Below are 12282 nucleotides of genomic sequence, written 5' to 3'. Positions count from 1 at the left end.
CTCAGACGGCATGAAAGAGACTGGAATGTTTGATACCAAAATTGCGATCGTCCTGCGAAACAATCTTGCGTCATGGCAGAAGCTGAATGTGACCGCCTTCGTGATGAGCGGCATCGCCGGTCAAAATCCGCAGATCATTGGCGAGCCCTACAAAGACCGCGCCGGCAACCTCTACAACGCCATGTCCATCCAACCCATTATCGTTTTGTCGGCCGACGAGACAACCATTGCGGCGATACATCGCCGCGTGCTGGAGCGTGAGATTGCCGCCTCGCTGTTCATCGAGGAGATGTTCGCGACCGGCCATGACGCCGCCAACCGCGCGGTCTTTGCCGAACGCGCCCCAGAAGATGCCAAGGTCGTCGGGATCGCCTTGCGCGCCGATAAGAAGATCGTCGACAAGATCACCAAGGGCGCAAAGATGCATGCCTGAAACGACATAGCGGCGTTGAGTTCCGGCAAGGCGATCTTCGCCAATCCTAAGCGACCGAATTTACGTCTCCATTTACCGTTGCGTACTTCCGCATCTGCCGATTTTCACACACGCTTTCCGGTGCGTACTTCATCACTGCCTATTTCACCACTAGGAGACTCCCGATGGAAGATTGTGAAACCGGAAGGACGCTTGACGCGCCCACGGCGGTCAGCCGCCGCGATCTGCTGCTCGGTGGCAGTTCGCTTGCCCTCGCTGGTCTTGCTGTCGCGTCCACCGCACAACGCGCTAGCGCACAGACGGCACAGACCGCCCAACCGCAGTCAGCTGGCTCTGGCAGGCCTCCGAACATCCTCGTCATCTTCGGCGATGACATCGGTATACCGCAAATCAGCGCCTACACGATGGGTCTGATGGGCTATCGCACACCCAACATCGACCGCATTGCCAGGGAAGGCGCGATCTTCACGGATTCCTATGGCCAGCAGAGCTGCACTGCGGGTCGAGCGTCCTTCATCCTGGGGCAGGAGCCGTTCCGTACGGGATTGCTGACCATCGGCATGCCGGGCGATCCGCACGGCATTCAGGACTGGATGCCGACGATTGCCGATGTCATGAAAACGCGGGGCTACGCGACAGGCCAATTCGGCAAGAACCATCTTGGCGACCAGGATCAGCACCTGCCGACCAAGCATGGCTTCGACGAATTCTTCGGCAATCTCTATCACCTCAACGCCGAGGAAGAGCCTGAAGGCTACTTCTACCCGAAGGATCCGGCATTCCGCAGACAGTTCGGCCCTCGGGGCGTGATCAAGTCGAGTGCTGATGGAAAAATCGAAGACACCGGCGCGCTCACCATAAAGCGCATGGAGACGGTCGACGAGGAATTCCTGGCAGCCGCCAAGAACTTTATCGATCGGCAGGCAAAAGCAGACAAGCCCTTCTTCTGCTGGTTCAACTCAACGCGCATGCACGTCTTTACCCACCTGAAGGCAGACTCTCTCGGAAAGACGGGCAAAGGTATCCATGCGGACGGCATGGTCGAGCATGACGGCCACGTCGGCCAGCTTCTCGATCAGTTGGATCAACTGGGCATCGCCGAGAACACCATCGTTCTCTACACGACCGACAACGGCGCAGAGCTTGCGCTGTGGCCGGACGGAGCCCAGACGATGTTCCACGGCGAGAAGGGCACGACATGGGAGGGTGGCTTCCGCATTCCCATGATGGTTCGCTGGCCGGGCGTCGTCAAACCGGGAACCGAAATCAACGAGATCGTCACGCTTATGGACTGGATGCCGACGTTCGCGAGCGCGGCTGGCGTATCGGACCTCAAGGAGCAAATGAAGGCAGGTTTCAAATCTGGAACCAAGGACTTCAAAGTGCATCTGGACGGCTACGATCTGCTGCCCTTCCTGAAGGGCGAGGTTCCGACCGGTCCCCGCGATTCCGTCTACTACTTCGATCAGGGCGGCAACCTCAATGCCATCAGATGGAACGACTGGAAGCTAAGCTTCGCAATCGCCAGCCACGGCAATATTGCAACGGCTACCCGAGAAGTGCCGAGCTGGGCGCTTATCGCAAACCTGCGCATGGACCCCTACGAACGCGGCATGGAAGATGGCGGCGGCGCTATCGAGTTCCTCGCCAGGAACATCTGGCTGCTTGTTCCGATACAGGGCAAGATCAAGGACTTCTTCGCAGACTTTGATCAGTTCCCCTATCAGGAGGGCAGTTCGCTGAATGCGAGCGGCATCAACTACGGCTTGCTTCGCCAGCAAGCGGCTCTGAAACGACTGAACGAACTTGAGCGGCTTGCACCGCAATAGCTCTTTCCGCCCTGAGACGGCTTGGTGGCATTCGCCATCTAATGAATGAAAACAGCCGGGCAAATTGCCCGGCTGTCCGATTTAGTATCGTCTAGATCAGCTCTCGGTAATCGGCGCGATCTGAATTTCGACGCGGCGGTTCTGGGCGCGTCCGGCTTCGCTCGCATTCGACGCGACCGGCTGCGACGGACCGAAGCCGACGGCGGAGACGCGGCGCTGGTCGATACCCTGCCCGCCGAGATAATCGGCAACCGAAAGGGCGCGCCGCTGCGACAGATCCTGATTGTGCTGCAGGTTGCCGGTGGAATCCGTATGGCCATTGATATCGATCAACGTGCGATTGAACTTCCGCAACACGATCGCTACCGAGTTTAGCGTCGGATAGAAGCCCGGCTTCACGGCGTCCTGATCGACGTCGAAGGTGATGTTCGATGGCATGTTCAGGATGATGTTGTCGCCGTTGCGCGTGACCGAAATGCCGGTGCCCTGCAGCTGGGCGCGCAGTTCCGCTTCCTGCTGGTCCATGTAGTTGCCGATCGCACCACCGGCGAGCGCGCCGAGACCGGCACCGATCAGCGCCGCGTTGCGTGGGCCGTGGCCGCGTCCGCCAAGGGCGGCACCGGCAAGCGCACCGCCGACAGCTCCGAGCATAGCGCCGCCCGCGGTATTCGACATTTTCTGCTCGCCCGTATAGGGGTCGGTCGTAGTGCATGCGGTCAAATAGCTGGCAGCAACTGCCAAGAGTACGAATTTCTTGATCATAGACAGAAAGCTCTCCCTTCGAAGCTGATGCGAGCAAATATTAGGAAATGCGGCGACAAGATGAACGCATTCCTCTGGATAGAGCAGAATCGGTGGATTGGACACGTGCCGCTTGCACAAATCCCGGCATATTTACCGATTTGCCACAGGCGTTACCGCGGAGCGTGGAGACCAGCGGATCGCCGAGCCGACGGAACGCGGCGGGATCGAACGGTTAAATGAGGCGCTCAGGAGCAGAAACGCCGCCGTGTTTGACGGCGGCGCGCTTTCGGGGAAAGGCCGATTTATTCCGCGGCCTGGAGATGCTTCGGATCGGGCACGACTTTCGGACGTGTCGCAACCGCCATTTCCTCGTGCAGCCGGGCCTCTTCGTGAGCATGAGGCGTGGCAAAGCGCGCGATGAGGAAATACGCGACCGGCGTGATGAAGAGCGTGACCAGCGTCGCGAAACCCAATCCGCCGACGATGACCCAGCCAAGCGCAATGCGCGCTTCCGCGCCCGCTCCATGCGCGAAGACCAGCGGAACGCCGCCGAGAATGGTCGCGATCATTGTCATCATGACCGGCCGAAGGCGAAGCGCGCAGGCTCGCTCGATCGCCTCGCGAACCTCTACCCCGTGATCCCTCAGCTGGTTGGCGAATTCGACGATCAGGATGCCGTTCTTCGCCATGACCCCGACAAGCAGCACGAGGCCGATCTGGCTATAGATGTTGAGGCTCGACCCAGTGATGATCAGCGCGAAGACCGCGCAGGCGAGCCCAAGCGGAACGGTCGACATGATGATCAGCGAGGAAAGCACGCTTTCGAACTGCGCCGCCAGCACCAGGAAGATGATAACGATCGCAAAGGCGAAAGTCAGCGCCATGCCGCTCGAATTCTCTTCAAGGGTGGCCGCTTCGGCAAGCGGAACCAGACGCGCGCCAGGCGGCAGGATCGGGGCCGCGAGCTCCGTCACCTGCTTGACGGCATCGCCGAGCGACATGCCATCCTTCAGGCCCGCGGTGATTGCGACCGAAGCCAGCTGCGATTCGCGATTCAGCTGCGGCGCGACCGCCCCTTCCTTCATCGAAGCGATGACCGATATCGGTACGATCTTGCCGTCGCCTGTTTTAAGGAAGACGTTTTCGAGATCCGTCGGATCGTCGAGCGGCCGGGTGGTCGAGGTCAGCAGCACCGGGTAGGCTTCGCCCTTGACGAAGACGTCGACGACGGAGCGTCCCTCAAGCAGCGATTGCATCGCCGTCGAAAGCCCCGTGATATCGATGCCAAGATCCGAAGCGCGTTCGCGGTCGATGGCGACCGAGACCTGCGCCTGCGTCGGCTCGTTGGTAAGGCGCGGCGTATCATACTGCCCGGTCGCGTCCAGCGCCTGCACCAGCTTGAGCGCGGAAGCCGTCAGGCTCTCGTAATCATTGCCGACGACCGCCATCTGCAGGCCGTTGCCGGCGCCGCGAATGCGCAGGCTGTTCGACTGGATCGCATTGCCGCGGAGTGCGGGAACACGCGCTGCCGCCCGGTTGATATCCTGAACGATCTCCGCCTGCGTCCGGTGACGCTCGCTCCAGGGCGCCAGCGTCAGCACCATGAAGCCGCTATTGGCCGAACCGCCCTGCCCGGAGATCGAGAAGATGTTTCGGATGTCGCCGCTTTTGAGCAGCGGCTGTAGGTATTCTTCGACGAGCTGCAGCTTGTCACGCGTGTATTCGAGGCTTGATCCCTGCGGTGCGGTGAGCCGCATCATCACCATCGCGCGGTCTTCGTTCGGCGTCAGTTCGTTTTTGACGGTCGAGAATGCGACAAGCGCCGCGCCGGCAAAGAAAATCGACGCCACCAGGACGACGAGCGGGGCGTTGAGGCAGCGCTGCAGGCCCCATTGGTAGACACGCGCGAAGATGCTGCCGAACCGGCCAAGCGCGCCGTGATCGTCCAGCATCGGCTTCGTCAGCATCCGCGACGCCAGCATCGGACATAAAGTGAGCGCGACGATCGACGAGAGACCGACCGAGAACGCCAACACGAACCCGAATTCCCGGAAGAGGCCGCCGACCTGTCCCGGCAGGAAGGATAGCGGAATGAAGACCGCGGCAAGCGTTGCCGTGGTCGCGATAACGGCGAAGAAGACCTCGCGTGTGCCGAGCACCGCCGCCGCTCGCGGCCCCATGCCCTCGGCCCGCCGGCGCACGATATTTTCCAGCACCACGATGGCGTCGTCGACGACGAGACCCGTGGCCAGAACGATCGCAAGCAGCGTCAGGATGTTGATCGAGAAGCCGACGAGATAGATCGCCGCCAGCGTACCGATCAACGCCACCGGCATGCTGACTGCAGGGATGAGTGTTGCCCGCCAGTCGCGCAGGAAGAGATAGATGACGCCGGTAACGATGACCGCGGCAAGGATCAGCGCCAGGACGACCTCATGGATGGCGCCCTGGATGAACACCGCATCGTCGCTGGTGATCGCGATCTTGGTGCCCTCCGGCAGCGTCTTCGACAGCTGCTCGACAACGGTCTTGATGCCGCTCGAAATATTGAGTGTGTTCGATTGCGCCTGGCGAATGACGCCGAGGCCAATGCCCTGAATGCCGTTGGAGCGCAGCGCCGTCTCGCCGTCGCGCGGCCCGAGGGTCACGGTCGCGACATCGCCAAGCCGCACGTGGTCCTGCAGGATGACCTTGGCGAAATCCTCCGGGTTCTGCAGGTTCGCGGTCGCGCGCACGACGATATCCTGCGTCGCACTCTTCAGTGATCCGGCCGGAACGTCGAGCGCGGAACTGGAGAGCGCCTGCGTCAGATCGCCGACCGTGAGACCGCGGCTGGCGAGCGCCCCCTGATCCACATCGACGCGGAAGATCTTTTCCTGGTCGCCATACTCCTCGACATCGGCGACGCCATCGACGGAAGCCAGGCGGTCGACGATCTCGTTTTCGACGAGAAGCGTCAGATCATCCATGTTGAGATTGGTGGACGTGACCGCAAGACGCATGATCGCCTGCGAATCCGAATCCGCCTTGACGATCTGCGGCGCGTCGGCTTCGTCCGGAAGCTGCTGCGTGATGCGGCCGATCGCGTCGCGCACGTCGTTTGCGGCAACTGCAAGGTCGACGCTGTCGGAAAACTCCAGGGTCACGCGGCTTTGGCCGAACTGCGACTGCGACGAGATCGACTTCAGGCCACTGACGCGCGCAGCCGCGCCTTCGATCACCTTGGTCAGCTCCTGATCGATCGTCTGCGGCGACGCGCCATCGAAGGTCGTGCGTACGGTCACGACCGGGCGGTCGACATCCGGCAGCTCGCGCACTTCGATCCCGGCATAGGCTGCGAGGCCCGCCACCACCATCAGTGTGTTGAAAACCAGCGCCAGTATCGGCCGGCGCACGAAGAGGGCCGTAAAGGTCTGCTTGCCGGACGCTCTCTCGGGGAGTTCAGTCACGCTCATTGTGCCGTGACCTCGCTGCTCGAGGCCACTTCATTGGCGACCCGCACCGCGCCGGCTTCGCGGACGCGCTGCAGGCCCTGCGTTACGATGGCGTCACCATCCTTGATGTCGGCCTTGACGAGCACGAAATCCGGATTGCGCTGCACGATGCTGACCCGCACCTTGTGCGACTTGCCGTCGACGACGCGCCAGACGAAGGAACCCTGCGAATCCCATTGAACGGACAGCGGGTCGACCGCCGGGTATTTGTCGCCGGCAAACTTCATGCTGACATTGAAGGACATGCCGGCGCGAAGCTCATCCGTGCTGTTATCGATCCGTCCGCGGATGCGCAGTGTTCGGCTTGCTGCGTCGACGCGGTTATCCACCGCCTCGACTTCGCCGGTGAACACCTGGCCCGGCCGCGCGACCGACATTGCCTCGACCGGCTGGCCAACGGAAACCGTATTGGCGAAACGCTCCGGCACCCAATAGTCGACCAGGATTTCGGAGCGGTCGTCGAGCGTCACGATCGGCGTGCTGGTGGTCACGTTGTCGCCGATGTTGACCGGGACGATGCCGACGATGCCATCGATCGGCGCGACAATATTACGCCGGGCAAGATTGAGCTCGGCGGCCTGCAGCTGCAACCGCGCACCCTGCTCGACGATCTCGGCATCGAACACATCCATGCGCGAAACGCTGGATTTGATGTTGTGGTAGAGATTGGATTTCTCCATCGCGCTCTTCAGCGCCACCTCGGCCTGCCCCTTGGCAATCACCTGCTCTTCGCTGTCGAGCGTGGCGAGCACCTGTCCCTGTTTGACCTTGTCGCCTGACTTGATGAGGATTTCGCGGATGGTCCCTGTTGCCTGCGGCGTCACGGCCACCGAGCGGATCGCGTCACCCGTGCCGATCGCGTTCAGCCGGTCATTCACGACGCCCTGCACGACGGCTTGCGTCACGACGAGAACGCCACCGTTGCGCCCGCCGCCGTTGCGGCCTCCACCCTGACCGCCCTGCCCCTGCTCTGATCCGCCGGCATCAGATGTCTTCATGGCAGGAGCGAGCTTTGCCACGAGGCTTTCCGGAACCCCCGCATTTCTTAAAGTATCAGCCGAACCCGGCACAAAGAAAATCCATCCGGCAAAACCGGCCGCAATAACGATGATAGAAAGAACAATCTGCTTCCAAAAAGCCATTCACGTCTCCAGGAGGGACTCGAGGTTTGACCAGGGTCGGTCGTAAGAGGCGTCTGTCAGACACAATCGCGTGTCTGCGGCAATATCGCCTCTTTACAAACCGGCTTCAAGCGTATCCATCCGTCATTACAGAATTGTAATCTCGGTGAGATCCGAAAAGTCGAGATGCAGGTCACTTTTGCTTGAGCATCCACGTATTTTTCGACAGATTTCACCCGCCGCTTCTTCAGTAGAACAGAAAAGCGCAGTAAAGCGGCAACGCCCGTCCCGACAGTCCAAGGGAGACCTATGCGCCCCGCCCTTCCCTTCCTCCTCAGCTTCACCGGCGGCTATGTGGACACAGCCGGGTTCCTGGCGCTCGGCGGTCTGTTCACCGCCCATGTCACCGGCAACTTCGTGACGCTCGGCGCCGCACTGGCCTTCGGGACCTCGGGCATCATCGCCAAGCTGCTGGCGCTGCCGGTCTTTTGCATCACCATCTTCCTGCTGCGTTACCTCACCCGACGCACGGCGGATGAGCGCAGCTTGCGGACGATGCTGGTCCTCAAGCTGCTTTTCCTCATCGCCGGAGCCGCCATGGCAATCCGCCTCGGTCCTTTTTCCGATCCCGACGGCCTGCCGCTCGTTGTCACCGGCATGCTGCTCGTCATCGCCATGGCGATCCAGAATGCCGCGCACCGCATCCACCTTTCCGCCGCGCCGCCCGGCACGCTGATGACCGGCACGACGACACAGATCATGATCGACCTCGCCGATCTCGCCCACGGAGGCCCGGCTGATGCGGAAAAGCCCGTGAAGCCGCGGCTTGCGAAGATGGCGCTCGCAGTCGCCACCTTCGCGCTCGGCTGCGGACTTGCAGCTCTCGCCTATGTGCTTGCAGGTCTCTGGTGCTTCGCGTTTCCGCCGCTTCTTGCGCTCGTCTCTGTAACCCTCGCCTTCCGCCCGCCGGAAAGCCCGGCGGAATGAAAGCAGAACATCTTTTCTGGTCTTTCCAGCCCGAATCACTACATTACGCGCCATGAGCAACAGTTTCGACGATATTCCCTTCTTCGACGAAGAGCCCGGCGAAGCGCCGCGCAAGCCGCAGGCGCCCGCTCCTGCAGGCGGCGGGCTCGCAGCCCGCGCCATGGCAGCGCGCGATGGCGGCAGGCGGCCGGATTACCTCGCCGGCCTCAATCCGGAGCAGACCGAAGCCGTCGAGACGGTGGACGGCCCGGTCCTGGTTTTGGCGGGCGCCGGCACCGGCAAGACCCGCGTGCTGACGACGCGTATCGCCCACATATTGAGTACCGGCCGCGCCTTCCCTTCTCAGATCCTCGCCGTCACCTTCACCAACAAGGCTGCCCGCGAGATGAAGGAGCGCATCGCGCTGCTCGTCGGCGGCACCGTCGAAGGCATGCCCTGGCTCGGCACCTTCCACTCGATCGGCGTCAAGCTGCTTCGCCGTCATGCCGAACTCGTCGGCCTGCGCTCCGACTTCACCATCCTCGATACCGACGACGTCGTGCGCCTGATCAAGCAGTTGATCCAGGCCGAAGGCCTCGACGACAAGCGCTGGCCGGCCAAGCAGTTCGCCGGCATGATCGACACCTGGAAGAACAAGGGCCTCGGCCCGGCCGACATTCCCGAAGGCGACGCCCGCGCCTTTGCCAATGGCCGCGGCCGCGAACTCTATTTCGCCTACCAGGCCCGGCTTTCGACGCTGAACGCCTGCGATTTCGGCGATCTGCTGATGCATCCGATCGCCATCTTCCGCAAGAACCCGGACCTGCTCAAGGAATATCACGGCCGCTTCCGCTATATCCTTGTCGACGAATATCAGGACACCAACACGGCACAATACATGTGGCTGCGGCTGCTGGCCCAACGGCCGAAGGGCGAGTTGCAGAACGTCTGCTGCGTCGGTGACGACGACCAGTCGATCTATGGCTGGCGCGGCGCGGAAGTGGACAACATCCTGCGCTTCGAGAAGGATTTTCCCGGCGCCAGGGTCATCAAGCTGGAGCGCAACTATCGCTCGACCGAGCACATCCTCGGTGCCGCCGCCCACCTGATCGCCCACAACGAAGGCCGCCTCGGCAAGACGCTCTTCACCGATCGCGCCGATCCTGAGGACGTCAAGGTGCAGGTGCACGCCTCCTGGGATAGCGAGGAGGAAGCCCGCGCCATCGGCGACGAGATCGAGGCGCTGCAGCGCGACAAGCATCTCCTCAACGACATGGCAATCCTCGTGCGCGCCTCCTTCCAGATGCGCGAATTCGAAGATCGCTTCGTCACGCTCGGCCTCAACTACCGGGTCATCGGCGGCCCGCGATTTTACGAGCGTCTCGAAATCCGCGACGCTATGGCCTATTTCCGCCTCGTCGCGCAGCCGGCAGACGACCTCGCCTTCGAGCGCATCGTCAACACGCCGAAGCGCGGCCTCGGCGACACGACGGTTCGCGCGCTGCACGACTATGCCCGCGCCCGCGACATCCCGATGCTGGCAGCAGCAGCCGATATCATCGAGACCGATGAGCTGAAGCCGAAGGCGCGCAAGGCGCTCTTCGACGTCGTGCAGTCCTTCCGCCGCTGGCAGGGGCTGCTCGAAAACACGCCGCATACCGAGCTCGCCGAACAGATTCTCGAAGAATCCGGCTATACCGACATGTGGAAGGCCGACAAGACGGCCGAGGCGCCGGGGCGGCTGGAGAACCTCAAGGAACTCATCCGCTCGATGGAAAGCTTCGAGTCGCTGCGCGGCTTCCTGGAGCACGTCGCGCTGGTCATGGACGCCGAGCAGAACGAAGACCTCGATGCGGTCTCGATCATGACCCTGCATTCGGCCAAGGGCCTGGAATTCGATACCGTCTTCCTGCCCGGCTGGGAGGAGGGCCTCTTCCCGCACCAGCGAGCGCTGGATGAAAGCGGCCGCGCGGGCCTCGAGGAGGAACGCCGCCTCGCCTATGTCGGCATCACCCGCGCCAAGCGCCGCTGCCACATCTGGTTCGTCTCTAACCGTCGCATCCACGGCCTCTGGCAATCGACGCTTCCCTCGCGCTTCCTCGACGAGCTTCCGGAAACCCATGTCACGGTCGCCGAGATGGAGCAGTCCTACGGCGGATACGGCCGTGGCGGCTACGGCCAGTCGCGCTTCGACAAGGCTGATCCCTTCGCCAATTCTTATTCCACTCCCGGCTGGAAACGCGCCCAGCAAAACAAGACGGACGCCACCCGCGACAACTGGGGCACCCGCTCCGGCCATGCCGTTGAACGCATCGGCTACGGCGAAAGCGGCCCCAAGGGCCGCACCATCGAAGGCGAACTCGTCGCCAAATCCACCTCCGCCGAACCCTCGCGCTTTCAGATGGGCGACCGCGTCTTCCACCTGAAATTCGGCAACGGCAACATTACCGGAATCGAGGGCAACAAGCTGACGATCGATTTTGATCGGGCCGGGCAGAAGCGGGTGCTGGATGGGTTTGTGGAGCGGGTTTAGCTCGCTCCATTTTTTAGATACGACTGAATGACGGAGACGATCTGATTTTTGGCTTTGAAAATATCGGTGACTTGAACGATATCGAAACGAGTTCCGGCTTTATCAGCGTCGAATATTGTCAGAAATTTTGTCTTGCTGTTTAGGTGAAGCCGGACGATTGGCTTACGATTATTATCGTCGAAATTTATGCCGCAGTATGACTTCTGGTCTCGCATAACTATGCGGCTGATATCGGCGACTTCCGCGCCGATGGCTCGCACTATATTGAAGCCGTCGATTTCCTCTCCAGTAGTTTCGATTCCGTCAGCGTCTTCAGATAGCTGCGTAACGGAGTCGATATCCTTGATCGTAGGGATATTGACGTTTTCATTGAATGCAGCCGTCAAGCGCTTTTGGATCTTCTGACGCACAAGATCCTCGAATGCCCGCTTGATTATTGGTTTGAACTCAAGAACCACAGACGCAGTCATCTTGCCGTCGTAGAAGCCTTTTGAGATCATTCTGACAAACTCGTCGTCGGGCTCATTAAATTGAGCCTCAATCGAGCTGATCGCGGCCTTCATTCGCTTGAGGGTACTCGCCGAACTCTTGATGTCCTCAATGGAGAATCGGTCGTGATGGAACTTTTCCAGTTCTTTCAGGTCGTTATCGTTGTAATCAAAGAGATCGAACTTGAAAAAGGGATTGCTATCAAGCTTGTTTGGCGCATCGAGATCGGTAAAAAACCAAATCTGAATGCCATTCGTTAAAATGGCGATCGAGCAATCGGTAGTCGAAAAATACCGATAAAGCTGACTGTATTGAGCCTCAGAAAGGTTAGCACTAACAGCCTTTGCTTCCAGTATATATTCAATCTTACCTTTTATCTTGACCGCATTAGTCAACCTTTTCTCCCTTCTTCAATCCGACATCGGCTACGAATTCCGGAACGATCTGCGTAGGGTCAAATACGTCAAAGCCAAGGGTCCGTAGAAAAGGCATAACCAAGGCGTTTTTCGTAGCTTCTTCAGTTAACGCAATGTTCTGAGCCGAAACAGCTCTCTTAGACAATTCTGCAACATGTTCTTTGAACGACATAAAACGACCCCTCCAACGTTATGCAGAGAAGTATTAAATCAGGTTTGAAAAAGAGCAATCCAAGCGAGCGCGATATTTCATTGCT

At 60.4% G+C, this 12282-nt stretch carries 9 protein-coding genes; 4 read left to right on the top strand and 5 right to left on the bottom strand.

What is annotated here, in order from left to right:
• Window positions 1–25 precede the first annotated feature (25 nt).
• Both HGP14_RS15335 and HGP14_RS15330 read left to right on the top strand, forming a co-directional pair.
• Complete coding sequence (locus HGP14_RS15335; protein WP_168830725.1) at window positions 26–433, top strand: DUF2000 family protein; 408 nt, start codon at window positions 26–28, stop codon at window positions 431–433.
• A gap of 164 nt (window positions 434–597) precedes the next feature.
• Window positions 598–2262: an arylsulfatase gene (locus HGP14_RS15330; protein ID WP_168830724.1), complete on the top strand. Its 1665-nt coding sequence runs from the start codon at window positions 598–600 to the stop codon at window positions 2260–2262.
• Window positions 2263–2358: 96 nt separating this feature from the next.
• Here HGP14_RS15330 and HGP14_RS15325 read toward each other — a convergent pair whose 3' ends face one another.
• From HGP14_RS15325 to HGP14_RS15315, 3 genes are all read right to left on the bottom strand, one after another.
• The gene (locus HGP14_RS15325; protein WP_168830723.1) at window positions 2359–3024 is read right to left on the bottom strand and encodes an OmpA family protein; all 666 of its coding nucleotides are present in this window, start codon (window positions 3022–3024) and stop codon (window positions 2359–2361) included.
• Window positions 3025–3308: 284 nt separating this feature from the next.
• A complete protein-coding gene (locus HGP14_RS15320; protein ID WP_168830722.1) occupies window positions 3309–6461 on the bottom strand; it encodes an efflux RND transporter permease subunit in 3153 nt (1050 codons plus the stop codon).
• The gene (locus tag HGP14_RS15315; protein WP_168830721.1) at window positions 6458–7642 is read right to left on the bottom strand and encodes an efflux RND transporter periplasmic adaptor subunit; all 1185 of its coding nucleotides are present in this window, start codon (window positions 7640–7642) and stop codon (window positions 6458–6460) included. Before HGP14_RS15315 ends, HGP14_RS15320 begins: the two co-directional genes overlap by 4 nt.
• Window positions 7643–7930: 288 nt before the next feature.
• Here HGP14_RS15315 and HGP14_RS15310 point away from each other — a divergent pair, with 288 nt between their 5' ends.
• A complete protein-coding gene (locus tag HGP14_RS15310) occupies window positions 7931–8608 on the top strand; it encodes a YoaK family protein (protein WP_168830720.1) in 678 nt (225 codons plus the stop codon).
• A 52-nt stretch (window positions 8609–8660) separates the two neighbouring features.
• On the top strand, window positions 8661–11120 hold the full coding sequence (locus HGP14_RS15305; protein ID WP_168830719.1) for an ATP-dependent helicase: 2460 nt from the start codon (window positions 8661–8663) through the stop codon (window positions 11118–11120).
• Here HGP14_RS15305 and HGP14_RS15300 read toward each other — a convergent pair.
• Together HGP14_RS15300 and HGP14_RS15295 are read right to left on the bottom strand one after the other, a co-directional pair.
• Window positions 11117–12004, bottom strand: coding sequence for a restriction endonuclease (locus HGP14_RS15300; RefSeq protein ID WP_168830718.1), 888 nt, complete (start codon window positions 12002–12004; stop codon window positions 11117–11119). The genes HGP14_RS15305 and HGP14_RS15300 overlap by 4 nt on opposite strands.
• On the bottom strand, window positions 11997–12197 hold the full coding sequence (locus tag HGP14_RS15295; RefSeq protein ID WP_168830717.1) for a hypothetical protein: 201 nt from the start codon (window positions 12195–12197) through the stop codon (window positions 11997–11999). Before HGP14_RS15295 ends, HGP14_RS15300 begins: the two co-directional genes overlap by 8 nt.
• Between the last annotated feature and the right edge of the window lie 85 nt (window positions 12198–12282).

The organism is Rhizobium sp. P32RR-XVIII (genome assembly GCF_012641395.1).
Classification (GTDB): Bacteria; Pseudomonadota; Alphaproteobacteria; order Rhizobiales; family Rhizobiaceae; genus Rhizobium.
The sequence above is the reverse complement of the archived record's forward strand: the minus strand, read 5'-3'. Positions and strand labels throughout refer to the sequence as shown.